A 21,332-nucleotide genomic window follows, 5' to 3' on the forward strand; every position below is an offset into this window, starting at 1 on the left:
CCGTGGAAACGCAGCAGAATCAAGGCTTCCCACGTCATCGCTGCACTGCTGGTTTTCATGCCCGAGTACCGCTCCAGAACCTCCACCCACGGTCGCAACATGGCCGGCGCCCGCGCGCTGTGGCGCGCCACCGGCATGAAGGACGCCGACTTCCACAAGCCCATCGTGGCGGTGGCCAACTCCTTCACCCAGTTCGTCCCGGGCCATGTGCACCTCAAGGACCTCGGCCAGCTGGTGGCGCGCGAGATCGAGCGGGTCGGCGGCGTCGCCAAGGAATTCGACACCATCGCCGTGGACGACGGCATCGCGATGGGCCACGACGGCATGCTGTATTCGCTGCCGTCGCGGGAGGTCATCGCCGATTCCGTCGAGTACATGGTCAACGCGCACTGCGCTGACGCGCTGGTGTGCATTTCCAACTGCGACAAGATCACACCCGGCATGCTGATGGCCGCGCTGCGGCTGAACATCCCTACCGTATTCGTGTCGGGCGGACCGATGGAAGCCGGCAAGACGCGCCTGGCCGACCACAAGCTCGACCTCGTCGACGCGATGGTGATGGCGGCCGATCCGAACGTGTCCGACGAAGAGGTCGCCGCGGTCGAGCGCAGCGCCTGTCCGACCTGCGGGTCGTGCAGCGGCATGTTCACCGCCAACTCGATGAACTGCCTGACCGAGGCGCTAGGCCTGTCGCTGCCGGGCAACGGCACGGTGGTGGCCACGCATGCTGATCGCGAGCAGCTGTTCAAGCGTGCCGGCGTCGCGGCCGTCGAGTTGTGCCATCGGTGGTACGGCGGCGAGGACGCGACCGCATTGCCGCGCGGCATCGCCACGTTCGAGGCGTTCGAGAACGCGATGACGCTGGACATCGCGATGGGCGGCTCCACCAACACCATCCTGCACCTGCTGGCTGCGGCGCAGGAGGCGGAGGTGGCGTTCGACATGCGCGACATCGACCGCCTGTCGCGGCGCGTGCCCCAGCTGTGCAAGGTGGCGCCCAACACGCAGAAGTACCACATCGAGGACGTGCACCGCGCTGGCGGCATCATGGCCATCCTCGGCGAACTGGCGCGCGGCGGCCTGCTGCACACCGATGTCCCCACTGTGCACGCGAAGACGCTGGGCGAGGCGATCGCGAAATGGGATGTCGCGACCAACCACGACGACGCGGTCGCGACCTTCTACAAGGCGGGTCCGGCCGGCATCCCCACGCAGGTCGCCTTCAGCCAGGCTACGCGCTGGCCATCGCTGGATACCGATCGTGCCGAAGGCTGCATCCGCAGCGTCGAGCATGCGTACTCGCAGGAAGGCGGGCTGGCCGTGCTGTACGGCAACCTCGCCGTCGACGGCTGTGTGGTGAAGACGGCCGGCGTGGACGAGTCGATCCATGTGTTCGAAGGTACGGCGCGCGTGTTCGAAAGCCAGGACGCGGCGGTGGCCGGCATCCTCGGTGACGAGGTGAGGGCGGGCGACGTGGTGGTGATCCGCTACGAGGGTCCCAAGGGCGGGCCCGGCATGCAGGAGATGCTGTACCCGACCAGCTACCTGAAATCGAAAGGACTGGGGAAGCAGTGTGCGCTGCTGACCGACGGGCGCTTCTCCGGCGGCACCTCCGGCCTGTCGATCGGCCACGCATCGCCGGAAGCGGCCGCGGGCGGCACCATCGGCCTGGTGCGCGACGGCGACCGCATCCGCATCGATATTCCGCAACGTGCCATCTCGCTGCTGGTCGCCGACGACGAACTGGCGGCGCGTCGCGCCGAGCAGGACGCGAAGGGCTGGAAGCCGGCGCAGCCGCGTGCGCGCAGGGTCAGCACCGCGTTGAAGGCCTACGCCCTGCTCGCGACCAGTGCCGACAAGGGCGCGGTACGCGACAGGCAGCTGCTGGATGGTGTCTGATAGCGGGATGACCCGCACCTTCCTCGCTGTCTTCCTGTCGCTGCTGTACGTCGTTCCGGTGCATGCCCGACAGGCGCCGCCACGCGCCTGGGTGATCGCCACCTACGCGTATCCGCAGCGCGACCGCGTCGCCGCCATCCAGCCGCTGGCGGACTATCTCGGCCTGCGTGCCCGGCATCCGGTGCAGGTCCGCCTGTTCGACTCGCCCACCGCGCTGGTCGACGCGTTGCGTCGTGGCGAAGTGGACGTCGCCGTACCCAACCTGCACGGCTACCTGCAGGCGCGCCGCGCCAGCGAACCCCTGACGACCCTGCCCGTGCCGCAGGTACCGGCACTGCAGGCGGACTGTTACCGCGCCGTACTGGTCGGCCGACAGGGGCTGGAAGCGCCGGGTGAACTGGAACGGCAGGCGCGGACATTGCGTCTGGTCCTGGTCGGTCGCGATTCGGCCTCGGGCGGCTTCGTGCCGGTGCGTGAACTGCGCCGCCGGGGCCTGGAACCGACGACCGCTTTCGCCCATCTCGCTTACGCCGGTTCGCATGCGGCGGCCCTGGAGGCCGTGGCGAGCGGTCGCGCCGACGTGGCCGCGCTGGCGGCCGATGTCTACGACGCCTCGCGACCGACCGGCGTGGTGGAAGTGTGGCGCTCGCAACCGATCCCGCCCGGGCCGCTCCTGTGCCGTCCTGCCGCCGACGTACCCTGCCAGCAGTTCACCACCTGGCTGCTCGAAGCGCACGACGAGGCTCCGGCCGTGATGGCGGCGCTGCGGGCGGGCTGGCCGGAGTTCGGCGATGCGCAACGCTTCACGGTGCCGGAGCGCGCCCTCCTGGATGCCTCGACAATGCAGGTGGAACCCTAGGCGAGGATCGCGGGCGGCCGCGTGTCAGCGCGCGGCCGCACCGATGTGCCGTGCCAGGAACGCCTCGAGCTTCCGATAGAACGCGATGTTGTTCGCATCGGCATGAAATCCGTGACCTTCGCCCGGCACCGCCATCCACTCCGGCGGGTGGCCGGCACGTTCCAGCGCCGCCTGCATGGCCTTGGCCTGGGCGACGGGTGCGCGCTCGTCCAGTTCGCCGTGTACCAGCAGCACGGGCGCCGTGATCCGCGTGGCCAGCGTGGTCGGCGAAGCCGACGTCAAGGCGGCTTCGTCGCGGCCGATGGCGCGGGCAAGATAGTTGCTGCCCGCCTGCGTGGTGCGGATATCGCCCTTGGCGTACAGCATCTTCAGGTCGTACACGCCAGCCAGGCCGGCCGTGCACTTGATCAGGTCGGGTGCCCGCGCCGCGAGCATCATGGCCGAATAGGCGCCGAAACTGGCGCCATAGGCGCAGACCCGGCGTCCATCGGCGTATCCCTGGGCGATGGTCCAGCGCAGTCCGTCGAGCAGGTCGTCCTGTACCCGCGTACCCCACTTCAGGTACCCGGCTTCTTCGAACGCACGGCCACGGCCGCCCGAGCCGCGGTAGTTCACCTGCAGCACCAGGTAGCCACGGCTGGCGAGGAACTGGGCGTCCTGGTCGAATGCCCAATCGTCGCGGACCGCATGAGGACCGCCGTGCGGCACGATCACCGTCGGCAGGCCGGCAGGCGTGGCGACCCCCGCCGGCAGGGTCATGAAACCTTCCAGCTCCATGCCGTCGCTCGCGCGGAAGCGGATCGCGCGGCGCTCGCCCATCCGGGCGGCATCCAGGCCTTCGCGACTCGAAAGCAGCAGTGAGGCCTTGCCCTGCGCACGATCGAACAGGTACCAGCTCCCCGGGTCGCGATCGCTGAAGGCGTACAGCAGCGACCGGTTGCCGTCGCGACTGTGGTCCACATAGGCGACATAGTGGTCGGGGAAGCTGTTGGACAGTGCATCGTGCAGTTGCGCATCCGGCGACTGGGGGTCGAAGTAGATCGCGCGCGGTTTTCCATCGGCGATCACGGCGGCGAAGGGCTGAAGGAGCCCCGCGCCCCATTCGATGTCGGAGACGCTGCGCATCGGGTGCTGGGCCAGCACCCGGTGATCGCGGCCGTCCGGCGAAGACGCCACCAGTCTCGAAGGCCCGCCGTTCACCGACTGCAGTGCGTATACCTGCGTGCCATCGACGCTGAATGCGTAGGGCGTCCATACGGTGCCCGCGGCATCGGCGGCGACGGGTGTCCAGTGGCGGCCCTGCGCATCGGCGATGAACAGGACCTGCCGGTCGTTGTCGTCGACGCCCGTAGCGAACCGGGGCGCACCCTGCCGGTCCAGCGTGAAACGGAGATCCTTGACGTCGATGTCGGCGACCAGCCTTCCGGTGGCGTTGCCGGCGTCCACGTCGTACAGCTGGGACCGTTGCGTGTCGCGCGACAGCCTGCGCATGTAGAAGCGCCCGTTGGGCGTCGCGGGCAGGCCCTCGATGTAGCCGAAGCCGGCTTCGATGCCGGCGGTCCGCAGCGATTGCTGGTAGCCGAACAGGTACTTCTGGTTCTTGCCGTCGGCGTCCGTGGCGATGATGTCGCCCGTCGGGAGGGGCGCCTCCCGCGATCCCACCTGTCGTCCTTTTGCCAGCACCAGCCGGGTGTCGCTGACCCATGCGACCTGGGTGGGAAGTTCGTAGCGCGGCAGCCGCAGCAGGGCGGTGCGCTGCATGTCGTCGGTACGGTGCACCGCCAGCGCATGATGGCCGTCGCCCAGGTCGGCGGTGATCGCGAGATGGGCGCCGTCCGGAGAGAGCCGCGGCGAATGGAGCCTGTTGGCGGCGGCGAACGCTTCGACCGGCACGGGGGCCTCGGCGTCTGCAGGTGCGACATATGCCGTCAGCAGGGCCGCTGCGAAGGCCCACGTCCTGAGTTCCATCATCCCCTTGTCCCTGTCCCGTCCCGTGGCCCCGGCGCCAAGAATATCCCGGTCGGCGCCTGGACGTGTCAGATGGGCGGCACCCGCCCGTAAGGTTGTGGTCTAATTCGCCCTGAAGCGGGGGTATCGCCGGCCAGGCCGGTGATTGAGACAGACCCTTCGAACCTGATCCGGTTGAGACCGGCGTAGGGAAGCTTCGCAGGCTGCGCTGTGTTGCCGTGTCGTCCTTCGTGGGCCCGCCATCCGTCCGCTGCCGCGCCGCCGCTTCGTCCCCGTGATGCGAATCCCTCGCAAGAGCCCGCACATCCCTGTGCGGGGATTCAGAAAGGACGATGCCGATGAATGCCATTCCCAAGCCCGCCGCCGATCTGCTGCAACAGACCGGGCAGCTCTCCGAATCCGTGACGCGCCCGATTCCGGGTTCGCGGAAGATCTTCGTCGAGGGCTCGCGGGCGGACATCCAGGTGCCGATGCGCGAGATAGCGCTGACGCAGACGCCGACCATTTTCGGCGGCGAGGAGAACCCGCCCGTCACGGTGTACGACACGTCCGGTCCCTACACCGATCCGGGAGCGCGCATCGACCTGGCCGCGGGCCTGCCGGCGTTGCGTGCGAAGTGGATCGAGGAGCGCGGCGATACGGAGCCGTTGGAAGGACTCAGCTCGACCTTCGGCCGCGCGCGTGAGCACGATCCGAAGCTGGATGCCGTGCGCTTCCCCAACCGCGTGCTGCCGCGCCGTGCCAAGGCGGGCGCCAACGTCAGCCAGATGCATTACGCCAGGCGCGGCATCGTCACGCCGGAGATGGAGTACGTCGCCATCCGCGAGAACCAGCGGCTGGACGCGGTGCGCGATGCGATGCTGCTGAAGCAGCACCCGGGCGAAGCCTTCGGCGCCAGCATCCAGACGTTCATCACCCCGGAGTTCGTCCGCGACGAGATCGCGCGCGGTCGCGCCATCCTGCCGAACAACATCAACCACCCGGAAAGCGAGCCGATGATCATCGGCCGCAATTTCCTGACCAAGATCAATGCCAACATCGGCAACAGCGCCGTTTCCTCCGGCATCGCCGAGGAAGTGGAGAAGCTGGTGTGGGCGATCCGCTGGGGCGGCGACACGGTGATGGACCTGTCCACCGGCAAGCACATCCACGAGACCCGCGAATGGATCATCCGCAACTCGCCGGTGCCGATCGGCACGGTGCCGATCTACCAGGCGCTGGAGAAGGTCGATGGCCGCGCCGAGGCGCTGACGTGGGAGATCTTCCGCGACACGCTGATCGAACAGGCCGAGCAGGGCGTGGACTACTTCACCATCCATGCCGGCGTGCTGCTGCGCCACGTGCCACTGACGGCCAAGCGGGTGACCGGCATCGTCAGTCGCGGTGGCTCGATCATGGCCAAATGGTGTCTGGCGCACCACAAGGAGAACTTCCTCTACACGCACTTCGAGGACATCTGCGAGATCATGAAGGCCTACGACGTGGCCTTCAGCCTCGGCGACGGCCTGCGTCCGGGCTGCATCGCCGACGCCAACGACGCCGCACAGTTCGGTGAGCTGGAGGCGTTGGGCGAGCTGACCAAGATCGCGTGGAAGCACGATGTGCAGTGCATGATCGAAGGGCCCGGCCACGTGCCGATGCAGCTGATCAAGGAGAACATGGACAAGCAGCTGCGCGAGTGCGGCGAGGCGCCGTTCTACACGCTGGGGCCGCTGACCACCGACATCGCGCCGGGCTACGACCACATCACCAGCGCGATCGGCGCGGCGATGATCGGCTGGTACGGCACCGCGATGCTCTGCTACGTCACGCCGAAGGAACACCTGGGCCTGCCCAACCGCCAGGACGTGCGCGACGGCATCATGGCGTACAAGATCGCCGCCCACGCGGCCGACCTGGCCAAGGGCCATCCCGGTGCGCAGGTGCGCGACAACGCGCTCAGCAAGGCAAGGTTCGAGTTCCGCTGGGAGGACCAGTTCCACCTGGGCCTGGATCCGGAGAAGGCCAAGGAATTCCACGACGAGACCCTGCCCAAGGAGGCGCACAAGCTGGCGCATTTCTGCAGCATGTGCGGGCCGCACTTCTGCAGCATGAAGATCACCCAGGACGTGCGCGACTACGCGGCCGAGCACGGGGTGGACGAGGCGCGGGCGCTGGAGACCGGCATGGCCGAGAAGTCGGCCGAGTTCCTGGCCCAGGGGGCGCAGGTGTATCGTCAGGGCTGAACGAAGGGACGGGCGATGCAACGGATCGGCCCGGATCCACGTATCCACGGGCATGGGCCGCCTTCCGGGCCGGCCTGCGCCCCACTTCCGGAGACTTGCCATGTCCGCGATCGTCCGTTCCGTCCGCCATCTCTTGGCCGCCGCCGCCGTGCTGGTGCTTGCGGCCTGCGCCACTGGTCCGCGCATCACCAGTGATGTCGATCCGTCCGCTGACTTCGCCCGGTACCGCACGTTCGCGTTCTACTCGCCGCTGGCGATCGAGAGCCAGGGCTACGCCACCCTCACCAGCGGGCGTACCAAGGACGCGGCGCGTCGGCAGATGGAGGCGCGCGGCTACGTGTACGACGAGAAGTCCCCGGACCTGTGGGTCAATCTGAACGCCTACATGCAGGAAAAGACCGACGTCTACAGCACCCCGGAAGTGGACTACGACTACTACTACAGCTACCGCGCGCGGCGTTACGTCGCCGTGCCGTACTGGCGCGACCGCACCGACGTGTACAAGTACACCGAAGGCACCCTCAACGTGGATCTGGTGGATGCCAAGCAGAACCGCCTGGTCTGGACCGGGGTTGCCGTGGGCCGCGTCGGACGAACCAAGCCCGAGGAGCGGGGCGCGAAGATCGATGCCGCCATCGCGGACATCTTCATGCGCTACCCGTATCGCGCGGGTGCCGGTACGCCGGCGGTGGCGCCGTGAAGGGCAGCGGCAGCGGCATCGCCAAGGCGGGCATCGGGTTCGGTACCGCCCTTGCGATCACCATCTCCTGGAGCGCCAACAAGTCGCTGCTGTGGGCGGTGATCCACGGCGTGCTGTCATGGGTCTACGTGGTGTATTACGCACTGGTCTACCACTTCAAGTGATGCGCGCCGCATGACGATGCCGATCGCCTGGCTGCGCTGGCTGGTGACGCTGCGCCGCCATCCCTCCGCCTTCCTGCTCATCGTGCAGTTGGCGGGCATCCTGCTGTACCCGGTGATGGAGGATACCCAGGCCGGCCGCGCGCTGTTCGGCGCGTTCGGCATCCTGGTGCTGTCGCTGGCGCTGTGGGTAGTCAACCGAAGCGCGGCGGTCAACTGGATCGCGTGGTCGCTGGCGGTGCCTTCCGTGCTGCTGTCGCTGTCGGCGGCGCTGTTCGATCAGCCTTCCCTGGGCATCTACGCCCATTTGCTGGAAAGCGCGCTGTACTTCTACACGGCCGGCAGCCTGATCGCCTACATGCTGCAGGACCATGCCGTCACCAGCGACGAACTGTACGCCGCGGGCGCCACATTCACGCTGCTGGCGTGGGCGTTCGCGTTCGCCTTCTCGGTGTGCCAGCAGTGGTATCCGGGCAGTTTCACCGCCGCGGTTGACCCAACCTCCGCACGCAGCTGGATGGAGCTGCTGTTCCTGAGCTTCAGCCTGTTGTCCGGCGTGGGCCTGAGCGACGTGGTGCCGATCCTGCCGCAGGCGCGCGCGCTGGTGATGCTGGAGCAGTTCGCAGGGGTCATGTACATCGCCGTGGTGGTGTCGCGGCTGATCGGGCTGACCATCCTCAGGGTCAAGCCGGCGCCGCCTCGCGACTGAGCCGGTGCCGGTATCATTCCCGGGCAGCCGCCATGCTGCTTCGATCCCGGACACCCTCCCATGAAATTGCAGGTCCCGTTCATCCAGCTCCCCATCACGTTCGATGCCGCCGCGTTGCTGGCCGAGGTGTCCGCGATCGAGGAAAGCGCTTGGCGGGGGCGGACATCACGGGACGACGGCAACAGCGCCCTGACGCTGATCACGACGGAAGGCGACCCTGCCAGCGACGCGCTGTCCGGCCGGATGCGGCCGACGCCGTGGCTCGAGCGGTGCCCTTATCTGGGCCAGGTGCTTGAAGCGATCGGCGCCACCTGGGGGCGGGCGCGCCTGATGCGGCTCAACGGCCAGGCGGAAGTGAAGGCGCACGTCGACATCAATTACTACTGGCGCGAGCGCATGCGCGTTCATGTCCCCATCGTCACCACGCCGGGCGTGCGCTTCCAGTGTGGGGATGCCGAGATCAACATGGGCGCGGGCGAATGCTGGATCTTCGATACGTGGCGCAGGCACCGGGTACTCAACGAAGGGAGTGCCCAGCGCATCCACCTGGTCGCAGACACCGTGGGAGGCGAGCGATTCTGGGATCTGCTGTCCGAAGGCCGTGCGCCGGGCCAGGCGTATCACGGCGAGTGGCGCCCACGTCTGCATCCACCGGTGGCCGGAAAGCAGGCGAAGCTCGACTTCGAACAGGTCAACGCACCCGCGGTCATGTCGCCCTGGGAAGTACGCGAGCACATGGTGTTCCTGCTCGGAGAGTGCGTGGCGGATCCCCGGCTTGGCGCGATCCAGGCCGCGCTGCTGCGCTTCTCGCGCCGATGGCAGGCGCTGTGGGCCTGCCATGGCGAGGATGCCGCCGGCCGCCCCCGCTACCAGGCGTTGCTGGATGCGACCAGGCGCGAGCTGCTGGGCCTCGGTGCGGACCGCATCGACCTGCGCAACAACGTGGGTTTCTGGCATGCGCTGAATTCGCATGTCTTCGACATGGCGCTCTCCGACGAGAGCCGACCGGCCCAGACCGATGTCCATGGCCAACCCGAGGTGCATGCGGGTGCCGTGGTGGTGCCGGAACCCGCCGCGCCCAAACGCAGCGGGGTTTCGTCCTCGCGTGTCGGGCCGGCGCTGGAGCGTCCGGTCTTCATCGTCAGCCCGCCCCGATCCGGGTCCACCCTGCTGTTCGAAACGCTCGCGGGCGCGCCGCAGGTCTACACGATCGGCGACGAAAGCCACCAATTGATCGAGGGCGTGGACGGGCTTTCGCCCGCGCAGCGCGACTACCATTCCAACCAGTTGGGTGCGGACGACGCGACACTTGCGGTTGTCCAGGAACTGCAGAGTCGTTTCCGGAATGCGCTGCGTGATCGCGAAGGTCGCGTGCCGGAGCGCGAATCCGCGGTCCGCATGCTTGAGAAGACCCCCAAGAATGCACTGCGCATCCCGTTCCTCAAGGCGGTGTTCCCGGATGCGAAGTTCATCTACCTGCACCGCGACCCGCGGCAGGTCTGGGGCAGCATGATCGACGGATGGATGTCGGGCCGGTTCCGGATGTACACGCTGCCGGGATGGCAGGGGCCGACCTGGTCGTTCCTGCTGACGCCGGGCTGGCAGGCGCTGAACGGGCAACCGCTCGGCGAGATCGTGGCGCGGCAATGGGAAACCGCCACGCGCATCATGCTGGATGACCTGCAGGCGCTGCCCGCGGACGACTGGGCGTCCATCGACTATGGGCGCTTCCTCGCCGATCCCCAGGGCGAAGCCCTCCGTCTCAGCGCATGGGCCGGTTGGCCCTGGGACCGGGAACTGGGGGCCCAGCTCCCGCTGTCGCGCTACACGCTGTCGCAGCCGGACCCCGACAAATGGCGCCGGCATGCAGCCGAGATCGAGCCGCGCCTGGCGCAGTGGCGCGCTACGCTCGATCGCGCGGCCCGCGCCGCCGGCCTCTGACGACGCAACAAAAGAAAGGCCGCCCCTTGGGCGGCCTTCGTCACTGACGCGCAGGCGCGCTCAGAACTTGTGCTTCTCGTCTTCCGGCTGCGCGGCCTGGCGGGCGATGGCGTCGACCAGGACGGCCTTGGCTTCGGCCGCGTTGCCCCAGCCGTCCAGCTTGACCCACTTGCCCTTCTCCAGGTCCTTGTAGTGCTCGAAGAAGTGGCCGATGCGCTCCAGCCAGTGCGGGCTGACCTGGTCGATGTCGCTGATGTGGCTGTAACCGGCGAACACCTTGTCCACCGGCACGGCCAGCAGCTTCTCGTCGCTGCCGGCTTCGTCGCTCATGCGCAGCACGCCGACCGGACGGCAGCGGATCACCGAGCCGGGGATCAGCGGCAGCGGCAGCACCACCAGCACGTCGGCCGGGTCGCCGTCGCCGCACAGGGTGTGCGGCACGTAGCCGTAGTTGCAGGGGTAGCGCATGGGGGTGGAGAGGATGCGGTCGACGAAGATCGCGCCGCTTGCCTTGTCCACTTCGTACTTCACCGGCTCGGCGTCCTTCGGGATCTCGATGATGACGTTGATTTCGTCCGGCGGGTTCTTGCCGGCGGTGACCAGATCCAGGCCCATTGCGTGCTCCGAAGGGGGTGCGGTGAGTGAGGGCCGGCATTTTACGCGCTTGGCTGCTGCGGCGCAGCAGGAGCGGGCCAGGACTGGCCGGCCGTCGGCGCCCGGCACGTGATTCAGGCTGTCTTACAGCTTCCGGGCCCTAGAATCCGCCGCCCATGCATCCTCTCCGACCCGCCGCCGGCTTCCTCCTGGCGGTGCTGGCCCTGGCCAGCGCCGACGCCGGCGCGCGCACGGTGTACCGCTGCGTGCAGGGTGGGACGGTCAGCCTGGCCACCGCGCCGGAGCCCGGCTCGAAGTGCACCGCCAAGGAGATCGACGACAACGCCGTCAGCACCCCCAACCTGTGGGGCTCGATGGGCGTGTTCAGCGGCACGCTGTACGAGCGCGAGCAGGACGGCCAGAAGGTCTATTCCACCCGCAACCTGCCGGGCTCCACGCCGTATCTGAAGTTCACCGTGCAGACGCCGCCCGGCGAACCCGCGCATCCGGGCCTGGGCAAGGTGGGCAAACCCCGGCTGGACCGCTACCCGTCCGAGTTCAAGGCCGCCGCGCGGCAGACCGGCGTCGACGATGCCTGGCTGCGTGCCGTGGCGCACGCCGAAAGCGATTTCGATGCGAAGGCGCTGTCGCCGAAGGGCGCCATGGGGGTGATGCAGCTGATGCCGGAGGTGGCGAAGGAATACGGCGTCGCCGACCCTTACTCCTCCGCGCAATCGATCAATGCCGGCGCGCGTCACCTCCGCGCGCTGATGCACCGCTACAAGGGCGACCTGACGCTGGTCGCGGCCGCCTACAACGCCGGCATCGGCACGGTGTCGCGCTATGGTGGGGTGCCCCCGTACGCGGAGACGCAGGAATACGTCTCCAAGGTCACCGCGCTGTACGAGCTCTACCTGCGCGCACTGGGACGCAAGCAGGTGCCGGAACGGCCCGCGCTCTAGGCTGGACCCGTGTTCTTCACCCGGCGCTCCCATGGCTGGGCCTACGGTGTCGCCACGGCCGGACCCACGCGCCGGCCAGGAGACCGCCATGAAGACGCGACGCGTATTCAGCGCCCCGGATATCGGCACCGCCGAAGCGGCGCTGCATGTAGCCCTGCACATGGGCATCCAGCCGGACCACGCCGCCCTTGTCGGCCGTCCGGAGATCGAGATGACGCAGATGCCGGATGACGAGAAGGAAGGCTCTCCCACCGACTTCATGCCGGCCGCCATGCGCGGCCTGATCGGTGGTGGCGTGGTCGGCCTGGTGGTCGGCCTGCTTGCGATGGCCATCCCTGCGGTGGGCATTCCGCTGGTCGCCGTCCTGCTGTGCACGCTGGTCGGCGCGCTGGTGGGTGGTTGGGCCGCGGCGTTGGCCGGTTCGTCCGTACCCAGTGAGGTCCGCCGCGATTTTCGCAGCGAGATCGAAGCGGGCAAGGTGCTGGTCGTGATCGACGACCAAGACGAGCGCCTGCTGGAGCGGGCGAGCGACGCCATCACCGCCGCCGGTACACAGCGTCTCCGCCTGGTCCATCACGGGTTGCTGCACTGAGCCACTCCGCCGGCGCACGGCTATGATGCGGGCTTTCATGGAAAGGGGACGTGCGATGCGTCGTGTGCTGGTGATGGGCCTGATGGTGTCCGCGGCTGCCGTGGGCGCGAAGGACGCCGCATGGGAGAAGTTCGGTGCCGACGTGCCCGCCGGGCCGGTGGTGCCGCTCGCACAGGCGTTGGCCGATCCCGCCGCGCACGAAGGGCAATCGCGCATCTTTAGCGGCCGCGTGGTCGACGTGTGCCAGAAGAAGGGGTGCTGGGTGATGCTGGAGGACGCGGGGCAGGGCGCGCGCGTGTTGCTGGGCGACCACGACTTCTACGTGCCGAAGGATGTACGCGGCCCCGCCCAGGTGCATGGTGTGCTGGTGCGGGCGACGCTGTCGCCCGCCGCCCGTGCGCATACCGCTGAAGAGACCTCCACGACTGCGCCGGTGCCGGAAGTCGAATACCGCATCCTCGCTGACGGGGTGCAGGTGCTCGCCGACGATCCCGGCGCCTGAGTCGCCCCTGCTCAGTCGAGCAGCTGTTCCGACGACACCACATGGTGTCCCGGGCGTGCCTCCAGCGCCGCATCCAGCAGGACCGCCGCGACGCGCTCCGGCGGCACCACACGGTAGCGGCGCGGGAGCGCGGGCCCAAGCGCTCCCAGAAGCCGCTGCGCCCAGCGCTCGCCCGCGCGGTGCTGCGTGCGGCGGCCTCCCAGCAGCCCGGGCCGCAGCAGGGTCAGCGAGTCGAATCCGATCCGCCCCAGCGCCTGCTCCACTTCACCCTTGGTGCGCGAATAGAACACGCGTGATGCCGGATCCGCGCCCAGCGCCGACACCAGGGCGAAGGCTTGCGCGCCATGCGCATGGGCATGGCGTGCGATCGCCAGGCAGTAGTCGTGGTCCACGCGCCGGAACGCCTCCCGCGAGCCTGCATCGCGGATCGTCGTCCGCAGCGCGCAGGCCACCGCGTCCACCTGCCACCACGCGGCATCGCCCGGCAAGGCGTCGAAATCGACCACCGGGTTGAGCAGCTTCGGATGCGCTGGCAGTGGACGCCGTGTCGGCGCCACGACCTCACTGACGGCCGTCGAAGCGAGCGCCCGTTGCAGCGTCGCCTGTCCCACCAGTCCGGTCGCACCGGCCAGCAACACACGTTTCATGGGGGGCTCCGGATACGTCGGTCGGTGCATGATGCCAGCCGGACCGCCGATACCATCGGTTACGCTGTACCGGCAGGCGCCGCCATGGTGCCTTGGAGCCCCATCCATGCCCTGCCGCAGGCAATCCTTCACGGTCATCGCGCGATGAACCTTCCGCTCCACTACGGCGTGCTGGGCGCGCTCGAAGCCGGCCTGATCGCGCTGCTCATCGGCGTGCTGTGCTTCTGGGTGTGGAACGCGGTCTGCCACAGGGCGAACGCCGCGATGGGCCATGCCATCGGCTGGGCCTGCGTATCGGCCGTGATCCTCGGTGCCGGCGTGGACCTCTGGAACATGTTCTACCTGGGCATTTCCCGGCTGGAGTCGCCCCTGTATGCGCGCCTGGCCCTGAAAGGCATCCACGATCCCGATGGTTTGGGCGCACGGGTGGTGCTGGAAGTCGCCGGTGCACTGGCGGGCGTCGTGATCGGTTGGCAATGGTTCAGGAAAAAATCGGCGGATGGAACCACGCGCAGTGGTGCTGAAAAAACGGATCCCTAACGCCGAAGCCTGCGCGCCGTCACGCATTCCACGCGCGGCCCACATCGCGATCACGAGCCGCTAACACCGGGCTAGCCGAAGCCGGTAACGGCGTGGTTAAGCATGCGTGCACGTTCATTTCGCCGCGCAAATTTCGTTCAGATGCCGGGTTGCAAGGTGGGGCCGTGCGCAATCGGACGCACTCCCTACGGAACGGAGCACACCCATGAAGAACAACACCCGCAAGCCGCTGATCGCCCTGGCCGCACTGAGCGCCGCGCTGGCCATGCCGCTGGCATTCGCCCAGGAGAAGGCCGAGGACGCCGCTGCACAGGCGCAGACCCAGCAGAGCGAACCGACCGCCGAGCAGGCGACCGGTTCCACCACGCAGAGCCCGACCCAGAGCACCCAGTCGGCCACGCAGGGCAAGCAGGGATGGGCCGACGTCGATACCGATGGCGATGGCGCCATCAGCAAGCAGGAAGCCACCGCCAACGCCGGCCTCAGCCAGGTGTTCGACCAGGCCGATGCCAACGCCGACGGTTCGCTGAGCGCCGACGAGTACAAGGCGTTCGTCAGCAAGAACTACGGCGAGCAGAAGTAAGCATCGCCGCCCGGTGGCGTGACGGCGCGATCCGGCACCCCACGCAAGCCGAAGAGGCGGCCGCGCGCCGCCTCTTCCTTTTCAGGTCCGGTCTCACTGAGAACGTTGCCGTGCCGGATCAAGGAGGTTCCATGACGCACACGACACCACGCAGCATCCTGCCGTTGGCCACCGCCTGCATGTTGATGGCTATCGCGGCATCGTCTTACGCACAGGCGCAGCGCACCCCCCAGGTCACTGACGGTGCGCAGGCCACGTCACCGCGTACCGCACCCGCGCCCTCTTCCCCCAAACCGTTCGAAGACCTGGACACGAACGGAGACGGAGCGATCAGCAAGGATGAGGCCGCCGTCGATCCGCCCCTCGCGCAGGCCTTCGGCACGCTGGATACCGATGCCGATGGTCGCCTGACCCCCGAGGAATACGCGGTCTACGCGCAGGGCCAGTCCTGATCCCTTTCCCTTCTGGAGAACACCATGAACACGCGCATTCATCGACTGCTCGACAAACCGCTGCTGCTTCTGGGCACGGCCGTGCTTGGCGCGGGCCTGCTGACCGCCTGTGGTCCCAAGCCGGACGAGATGCCGGCCGCTGCGGCGCCGGAACCGGTCGAAACCACGCCGCCGGCCGACGTTGCGCCGCCACCCCCGGCACCGACCGATCCGACCATGCCCACGGATCCCAATGCTCCCCCCAGCGATCCGAACCTGCCGCCGCCCGCGAATCCCAACGCGCCGGAAACCACTCCGCCGCCGACCGACGACAGCACCACGCAACCTGCCAGCGGCGGGTAAGCCCGCACCGCACGGCGATGAGCAAACGTCGACCACGATGGCCGCTTTCGGGTGGCCATCGTGGTGAGGCGTCGAAAAGTCCGGGCTGCTATCCTGCGCGCCCCTCCAGCAACGACGGCAGGCTTCCGCATGGCGCGCATCCAATGGGTCGGCTTCGACGGCGACGACACGCTGTGGAAGAGCGAGGATTACTACCGCCAGGCAGAAGCGGACTTCGAAGCGATCCTCGCCGCATACATCGACCTGGCCGATCCGCGCACGCATGGCCAACTGCTGGAGGTGGAGCGTCGCAACCTGAAGATCTTCGGTTACGGCGTGAAGGGCATGACCCTGTCGATGCTGGAAACGGCGATCCAGCTGACCGACGAACGCATCAGCGCCCGCGACCTGCATCGCGTCATCGAGATCGGGCGGGCCACGCTGCAGCATCCCGTCGACCTGCTGCCGGGCATCCGCGAAGCGGTGGCGCAGATCGCCTCGGATCATGAGATCGTGCTCATCACCAAGGGCGATCTGTTCCACCAGGAAGCCAAGATCGCGCAGTCCGGTCTTGCCGACCTGTTCCACCGCATCGAGGTGGTGTCGGAAAAGGACGAGGCCACCTACGCGCGGGTGCTGCGTGAACTCGACGTGGCGCCCGGCGCGTTCGCGATGGTCGGCAACTCGCTGCGGTCGGACATAGAACCCGTGCTCGGCCTGGGCGGTTGGGGTATCCACATGCCGTACCACGTGACGTGGGCACTGGAGGCCGAACACGGCGTCGCCCACGACGCGCCACGCCTGCGCGTGGTGGAGAGCGCCGGCCAGCTGGCTGCCGCGCTGGCGGCGATCGAAGCGACCCCCGTCGCCTGACGACGATGAAGCGTGCGCGACGGCCCTGCGGCACAATGGCGGCATGAAGCGCGCGCTGCCCGTCCTGGTTTTGCTGGCCTGCCTCGCGATCACCGCGCCTGCCGGTGCGCAGGATGCCGCGGCCTACACGCCCGCGACGGGCGACCCCGCGGTGGATCGGCACCTCGCCGACATCAACGAGTACGCCGCGCGTTACCCCGCCGCTTTCGCCGACGAGATGTCGCGCTACTACGCCGTACCGCGTGCGTATGTGGAAGCGATGCAGCAACAGCCGGACTGGACCGCCGGCGACATCTTCATGGCGTGCGCGCTGGCGCAGATCGTCGGTCAGCCGTGCCGTGCCGTCGTGCGCGAATGGTCGCGGGACCATGAAGGCGGCTGGGAAGCGGTTGCCGGCCGCCTGCAGGCCGAGCCGGGCAGCCCGCAGTACCGGCGACTGCGCAGCGCGCTGGAAGCGACCTACCGGCGGTGGGACCGGCCGGTGCCTGAGGGCGAGAAGTGAGTGGAAGGGAGTGAGGAGCGGGAGGGGCCGCGCTTCTGCTCACTCCTCGCCGCTCACTGCTGCTTCTTCCCGTACATGATCAGCAGCACCAGATCCTCTTCGCCGTCCTGGCGGATGGCGTGGGTGCTGCCGGGACGGGTCAGCATGGCGTCGCCGGCCTGCACCGCTTGCGCGGTGCCATCCAGCTCATACACGCCGCGACCGCCGAGCACATAGTAGATCTCGTCCTTGTGGTGCTGGTGCAGGCCGATGCCGGCGCCCTTGTGCAGCACCCGCTTGCGGAACTCGAAGCCGAGCGCCGGCGCGTCGCGGAAGAACGGGTAGGCCGTGGTGGTTCCCGCGCCGCCGTGCGGGCCGGACTGCTGCACTGCGATGTCGTGTTCGTGCACTATCAGGGATGGATTCGGCTTCGCCTTGCGGTCGGCCAGCGCGGTGGCCGGTGCACCACAATCCGTATCGCGGACCACGTGCGCCGCGAGCGCAGGATCGATCTGCTTCCAGCCTCGCACCACCAGGCACGCCACCATCACCGCGCCACGTCGCTGGAAATGGGTGTCGTCCTGCTGGTCCTGTTCCGGCACATGCATGAAGTACGCCTTGCTGGCCTCGTCGCCGGCCGCGCGCAACCAGTCCATGCTCAACGCCGTGAGGTCGATCAGGCCCACGTTCTCCCGCGACGCAAGATCACGCACGGCCTGCGCGTACAGCCCGTGCGTGTCGAGCAGCTGCCCATGGTCGAACTTTCGGCGCGCGACCGGCGTCACCAGGATCGGCGTGGCGCCCTTTGCGCGGGCGAGTTCCACATAACGCATCAGCCATTCGGGAAACGCGCGCAGCGGCTCGTTGTAGCGGCTGGGGTCTTCGATCTTCTCGTCGTTGTGGCCGAACTGGATCAGCAGCACATCGCCGGAACGCATGTCCTTCGCCATGCCGTCGAACCAGCCCTCGGCGATGAAGCTGCGTGAGCTGCGTCCGCTCTGCGCATGGTTGCGGACCACGTAGGCGTCGTCGTCGAGGAAGCCTTGAAGCTGCTGGCCCCAGCCCTCGCGGGGCGCGCGCTCGGGGCCGTAGTGGCTGGCCGTGGAATCGCCGGCGATGAAGACCTGGCGCGGCGGTGTTCCGGCCGCCGTCGGCGCACAGCAGGCGAAAATCGCCACGAGGATGAACATGCGCGCCATTGGCAGTCTTCTCCGTGCCCTTGTGGGAGCGACGTCAGTCGCGATGACGGATCGGAATGCTCATTTCGCGACTGACGTCGCTCCCACAGCATCCCGTGCGGAGGCGCGCGTCAGCGCGCCAGCCATCCGCCATCGACGGGGATGACCGCGCCGTTGACGTAATCCGACGCGCGCGAGGCCAGGAACACCGCGGTGCCGCCGAGGTCGGAAGGCTCGCCCCAGCGACCGGCCGGGATGCGGTCCAGGATCGCCTTGTTGCGGTCTTCATCGGCACGCAGCTGCGCCGTGTTGTCGGTGGCCATGTAGCCCGGCGCGATGGCGTTGATGTTCACGCCCCTGGCGCCCCATTCGTTGGCGAGCAGGCGGGTGATGCCTGCGATGCCGCTCTTGGAGGCCGTGTACGACGGTACGCGGATGCCGCCCTGGAACGACAGCATCGAGGCGATGTTGATGATCTTGCCGCTGCCCTGTGCGATGAAGTGGCGACCGGCGGCCTGCGACATGAAGAACGCCGACTTGATGTTGACGTTCATCACGTCGTCCCAGTCCTTCTCGCTGAAGTCCACGGCGTCGGCACGACGGATCAGCCCGGCGTTGTTCACCAGGATGTCCAGCCCGCCCAGGCCGGCGACGGTTTCCTTCACCAGGCGTTCGACCGGATCGATGCTGATCAGGTTCGCCTCCAGGTTGAGGAAGCGGCGGCCGAGCGCACGCACCTTCTCGCCGGTTTCCGTGGCTTCCACGATGCCGGCTGCGGCGATGTCGGCGCCGGCTTCGGCCAGCGCCACGGCGATGCCCTGGCCCAGGCCGGTGTTGGCGCCGGTGACCAGCGCGATCTTGCCTTCGAGACTGAACGGGTTGCTTGCCATCGTGGATTCCCTCGGTGTGGTGCGCTTCGGGTAGAGCGGAGCGTGCTCCGCTGCGCGTGCTGTATCGAATTCTGTTGGCGGTTCAGCCGAGCAAGCCCGGCTCTGCATGGCGTGGGTTACTTCAGCTGGCAGATGTCCAGCACGTGCATGTCGGTGTAGTCCAGGTTCTCGCCGCCCATCGCCCAGATGAACGCGTAGTTGCTGGTGCCTGATCCCATGTGGATCGACCATGGCGGCGAGACCACGGCTTCGTCGTTCTGCACGACGATGTGGCGCTGGGCGTCCGGTTCGCCCATGAAGTGGTAGACGCGGTCGTTATCGCCCAGGTCGAAGTAGAAATAGACCTCGCTGCGGCGGTCGTGCAGGTGCGGCGGCATGGTGTTCCACACGCTGCCGGTCTTCAGCACGGTCAGACCCAGCAGCAGCTGCGAGGACTGGCAGGTCGCCGGCACGATGAACTGGTAGATCGTGCGCTCGTTGCTGGTTTCCAGCGCGCCGCGCTCGAGCGCGACGGCGTCCTTGATCGAGAGCTGCTTGGTCTCGAAGCGCGCATGCGCCGGTGTCGAGGTCAGGTAGAACTTGGCGGGGTTGGCCGCCTCATCGGATTCGAACGCCACGTCCGCGCTGCCCATCGCCACGTACAGGCCATCCTTCGGGCCCAGCGCATAGGTCGTGCCGTCGACGGTGACCTTGCCGGCACCGCCGCCGACGTTGATGACGCCCAGCTCGCGGCGTTCCAGGAACGGCTTGCCGGCGGCCGAGGCGGGCTCGGTCTGGCGCGGCAGGTCGACCTTCTTCGACACCGGGGCGGCGCCGCCGATCACGAAGCGTTCGTTGTGCGAGTAGTTCAGCTGCACCGTGTCGGCGACGAACAGGTTGCCGATCAGGTAACGGTCGCGCAGCTGGTCGTTGCTCGCGCCGTCCATCATGTCCGGGTGGGTGGCGTGGTAGGTCTTGCAGAACATGGGCGGGGCTCCGTCGGTGCGGACGCCCGTGGACCGGGGCGTCGGGATAGGTCGTGGGTGATTCTACGGCCTTTTGGTAACCGGTGTCATTTTGCGGTGCGGCAGGGGACGGAGCGGGACCAGGGAATGCGGAATCCGGGAATGAGGGGCGGCGAGGGCGTCGCGCGCGGGGACTCTCCGGGGGCCATAGGTTTCAGGGAGCGATCATCCCTATCCCCCGCTTTCTATCCCCGCTACTCCGGCGGCTGCGAAGAATCCCGGATGACCAGATGCGGCCGGATGCTGGCGGCGGCCAGCATCGGTGTGCCCTCGGGCTGGATCAGCATGGCGGCCGCGGTGCGGCCGGTGTCGCGGGTGTTGCGGCGGACCGAGGTCAGCGAGGGCCACAGGCGCGAGGCCAGCGGACTGTCGTCGAAGCCTACCACCGACAGCTGGCGCGGGATGTTGATGCCCGCGCGCATGGCGACCTTGTACACGCCGGCGGCCATTTCGTCGTTGCCGGTGAAGATGGCGGTGGGGCGGTTCTTGCCGGACAGCAGCTTCTCGGCCGCGACCACGCCGGATTCGAAGGTGTAGCCCGCTTCGATGATGCGCGACTTCGGAATCTCCAGGCCCCGCTTGGCCAGTGCCTGGACGAAGCCGTCCGTGCGCTCGATCGAAGAGCGGTACGCGCTGGGGCCGGTGATCAATGCGATGTCGGTGTGGCCGAGCGAGAGCAGGTACTCGGCCGCTTCGGCCGCGCCGTCGCGGTCGTGGGTGACCACCATGCGCGAGGGCTCATCCATCGAAACCGACGCAATGCGCGAGTAGCGGCAGCCGATCTCCGCCAGCATGTCGGCCAGCGCCTGGTCTTCCGAGGCGCGCGGCACCAGCATCACGCCGTGCAGCTTCTGCTGCTGGACGAAGCGGCGCACGCCGTCGATGTAGCCGGGGCTGCGGCTGTCGCAGGGATGCACCACCAGTTCGAAGCCGGAGTCGCGCAGGGCATCCAGTGCGCCGTACTGCATGTTGACGATGTACTGCGCCGTCGGGTTGTCGTAGACCATGCCGATCAGGAACGAGCGCCGGAACGCCAGCCCGCGGGCCATCGGATCGGGGGAATAGCCGACCTCGCGCATCAGCGCCTCGACCTTCTCGCGCGTGTCCTTCCGCACCAGCGGCGAGTGGTTGATGATCCGCGACACCGTCTTCTTCGAGACGCCGGAGAGCCGTGCGATGTCGTTGATGGTCGCGGCCTTGCCACCGGTGGGCAGGCTGGCAGGGCTGTCGGGCTTCTTGCGCGCGGGCATG

Annotated in this window: 23 protein-coding genes and 1 riboswitch; of the genes, 16 read left to right on the plus strand and 7 right to left on the minus strand. The window is 68.0% G+C overall.

Annotated elements, in window-relative coordinates:
* Positions 1 to 57 precede the first annotated feature (57 nt).
* The gene (gene ilvD / locus IAE60_RS05755) at positions 58 to 1,899 is read left to right on the plus strand and encodes a dihydroxy-acid dehydratase (protein ID WP_187574203.1); all 1,842 of its coding nucleotides are present in this window, start codon (positions 58 to 60) and stop codon (positions 1,897 to 1,899) included.
* Between the two features lie 7 nt (positions 1,900 to 1,906).
* A complete protein-coding gene (locus IAE60_RS05760) occupies positions 1,907 to 2,758 on the plus strand; it encodes a phosphate/phosphite/phosphonate ABC transporter substrate-binding protein (protein WP_187574204.1) in 852 nt (283 codons plus the stop codon).
* Between the two features lie 24 nt (positions 2,759 to 2,782).
* Here IAE60_RS05760 and IAE60_RS05765 read toward each other — a convergent pair whose 3' ends face one another.
* Complete coding sequence (locus tag IAE60_RS05765) at positions 2,783 to 4,726, minus strand: S9 family peptidase (RefSeq protein ID WP_338052628.1); 1,944 nt, start codon at positions 4,724 to 4,726, stop codon at positions 2,783 to 2,785.
* 109 nt (positions 4,727 to 4,835) lie between these two features.
* A riboswitch (TPP riboswitch) is annotated at positions 4,836 to 4,936 on the plus strand.
* A 128-nt stretch (positions 4,937 to 5,064) separates the two neighbouring features.
* Here IAE60_RS05765 and thiC point away from each other — a divergent pair.
* From thiC to IAE60_RS05790, 5 genes are all read left to right on the plus strand, one after another.
* A complete protein-coding gene (gene thiC, locus IAE60_RS05770; RefSeq protein WP_187574206.1) occupies positions 5,065 to 6,951 on the plus strand; it encodes a phosphomethylpyrimidine synthase ThiC in 1,887 nt (628 codons plus the stop codon).
* A gap of 100 nt (positions 6,952 to 7,051) precedes the next feature.
* A complete protein-coding gene (locus tag IAE60_RS05775; protein WP_187574207.1) occupies positions 7,052 to 7,651 on the plus strand; it encodes a DUF4136 domain-containing protein in 600 nt (199 codons plus the stop codon).
* Positions 7,648 to 7,815, plus strand: a complete 168-nt coding sequence (locus IAE60_RS05780) for a hypothetical protein (RefSeq protein WP_175502053.1) — start codon at positions 7,648 to 7,650, stop codon at positions 7,813 to 7,815. Before IAE60_RS05775 ends, IAE60_RS05780 begins: the two co-directional genes overlap by 4 nt.
* A gap of 16 nt (positions 7,816 to 7,831) precedes the next feature.
* Positions 7,832 to 8,521: an ion channel gene (locus tag IAE60_RS05785; RefSeq protein WP_187574684.1), complete on the plus strand. Its 690-nt coding sequence runs from the start codon at positions 7,832 to 7,834 to the stop codon at positions 8,519 to 8,521.
* Positions 8,522 to 8,581: 60 nt separating this feature from the next.
* Positions 8,582 to 10,462 carry a sulfotransferase gene (locus IAE60_RS05790; RefSeq protein ID WP_187574208.1) on the plus strand — a complete coding sequence of 627 codons (1,881 nt, stop codon included), beginning with the start codon at positions 8,582 to 8,584 and terminating at the stop codon, positions 10,460 to 10,462.
* A 60-nt stretch (positions 10,463 to 10,522) separates the two neighbouring features.
* Here IAE60_RS05790 and ppa read toward each other — a convergent pair whose 3' ends face one another.
* On the minus strand, positions 10,523 to 11,077 hold the full coding sequence (gene ppa / locus IAE60_RS05795; RefSeq protein WP_093295280.1) for an inorganic diphosphatase: 555 nt from the start codon (positions 11,075 to 11,077) through the stop codon (positions 10,523 to 10,525).
* Between the two features lie 155 nt (positions 11,078 to 11,232).
* Here ppa and IAE60_RS05800 point away from each other — a divergent pair, with 155 nt between their 5' ends.
* The 3 genes from IAE60_RS05800 to IAE60_RS05810 all read left to right on the plus strand — a co-directional run bounded on the left by IAE60_RS05800 (position 11,233) and on the right by IAE60_RS05810 (position 13,112).
* Positions 11,233 to 12,018 (plus strand): lytic transglycosylase domain-containing protein, encoded by a 786-nt coding sequence (locus IAE60_RS05800; RefSeq protein WP_187574209.1) that lies wholly within the window; start codon positions 11,233 to 11,235, stop codon positions 12,016 to 12,018.
* 88 nt (positions 12,019 to 12,106) lie between these two features.
* Entirely contained in the window at positions 12,107 to 12,610 is a 504-nt protein-coding gene (locus IAE60_RS05805; RefSeq protein ID WP_187574210.1) for a hypothetical protein, read from the plus strand.
* A 37-nt stretch (positions 12,611 to 12,647) separates the two neighbouring features.
* Positions 12,648 to 13,112 carry a DUF4920 domain-containing protein gene (locus tag IAE60_RS05810; RefSeq protein ID WP_187574211.1) on the plus strand — a complete coding sequence of 155 codons (465 nt, stop codon included), beginning with the start codon at positions 12,648 to 12,650 and terminating at the stop codon, positions 13,110 to 13,112.
* 11 nt (positions 13,113 to 13,123) lie between these two features.
* Here the strand turns inward: IAE60_RS05810 and IAE60_RS05815 are convergent, their stop codons facing one another.
* Positions 13,124 to 13,759, minus strand: coding sequence for an NAD(P)H-binding protein (locus tag IAE60_RS05815; protein WP_187574212.1), 636 nt, complete (start codon positions 13,757 to 13,759; stop codon positions 13,124 to 13,126).
* A gap of 144 nt (positions 13,760 to 13,903) precedes the next feature.
* Between IAE60_RS05815 and IAE60_RS05820 the strand changes: the two genes are divergently transcribed.
* From IAE60_RS05820 to IAE60_RS05845, 6 genes are all read left to right on the plus strand, one after another.
* Complete coding sequence (locus IAE60_RS05820; protein WP_162108078.1) at positions 13,904 to 14,299, plus strand: hypothetical protein; 396 nt, start codon at positions 13,904 to 13,906, stop codon at positions 14,297 to 14,299.
* A 205-nt stretch (positions 14,300 to 14,504) separates the two neighbouring features.
* On the plus strand, positions 14,505 to 14,882 hold the full coding sequence (locus tag IAE60_RS05825; protein ID WP_187574213.1) for an EF-hand domain-containing protein: 378 nt from the start codon (positions 14,505 to 14,507) through the stop codon (positions 14,880 to 14,882).
* 131 nt (positions 14,883 to 15,013) lie between these two features.
* Positions 15,014 to 15,334, plus strand: a complete 321-nt coding sequence (locus IAE60_RS05830) for an EF-hand domain-containing protein (protein WP_187574214.1) — start codon at positions 15,014 to 15,016, stop codon at positions 15,332 to 15,334.
* A 24-nt stretch (positions 15,335 to 15,358) separates the two neighbouring features.
* A complete protein-coding gene (locus tag IAE60_RS05835; protein ID WP_162108015.1) occupies positions 15,359 to 15,676 on the plus strand; it encodes a hypothetical protein in 318 nt (105 codons plus the stop codon).
* A gap of 129 nt (positions 15,677 to 15,805) precedes the next feature.
* Entirely contained in the window at positions 15,806 to 16,528 is a 723-nt protein-coding gene (locus tag IAE60_RS05840) for an HAD family hydrolase (protein ID WP_187574215.1), read from the plus strand.
* A gap of 43 nt (positions 16,529 to 16,571) precedes the next feature.
* Complete coding sequence (locus tag IAE60_RS05845) at positions 16,572 to 17,030, plus strand: hypothetical protein (RefSeq protein ID WP_185895086.1); 459 nt, start codon at positions 16,572 to 16,574, stop codon at positions 17,028 to 17,030.
* 53 nt (positions 17,031 to 17,083) lie between these two features.
* On the opposite strand, the gene IAE60_RS05850 is transcribed toward IAE60_RS05845, so the two are convergent.
* The 4 genes from IAE60_RS05850 to IAE60_RS05865 form a co-directional block, all read right to left on the minus strand.
* A complete protein-coding gene (locus IAE60_RS05850; protein WP_187574216.1) occupies positions 17,084 to 18,208 on the minus strand; it encodes a GDSL-type esterase/lipase family protein in 1,125 nt (374 codons plus the stop codon).
* A gap of 110 nt (positions 18,209 to 18,318) precedes the next feature.
* Entirely contained in the window at positions 18,319 to 19,077 is a 759-nt protein-coding gene (kduD, locus tag IAE60_RS05855) for a 2-dehydro-3-deoxy-D-gluconate 5-dehydrogenase KduD (protein ID WP_187574217.1), read from the minus strand.
* 116 nt (positions 19,078 to 19,193) lie between these two features.
* Positions 19,194 to 20,042, minus strand: a complete 849-nt coding sequence (gene kduI, locus IAE60_RS05860; protein ID WP_187574218.1) for a 5-dehydro-4-deoxy-D-glucuronate isomerase — start codon at positions 20,040 to 20,042, stop codon at positions 19,194 to 19,196.
* A gap of 233 nt (positions 20,043 to 20,275) precedes the next feature.
* Positions 20,276 to 21,331: a LacI family DNA-binding transcriptional regulator gene (locus IAE60_RS05865; protein WP_187574219.1), complete on the minus strand. Its 1,056-nt coding sequence runs from the start codon at positions 21,329 to 21,331 to the stop codon at positions 20,276 to 20,278.
* Between the last annotated feature and the right edge of the window lies 1 nt (position 21,332).

Source organism: Pseudoxanthomonas mexicana, from assembly GCF_014397415.1.
Taxonomy (GTDB): domain Bacteria; phylum Pseudomonadota; class Gammaproteobacteria; order Xanthomonadales; family Xanthomonadaceae; genus Pseudoxanthomonas_A; species Pseudoxanthomonas_A mexicana.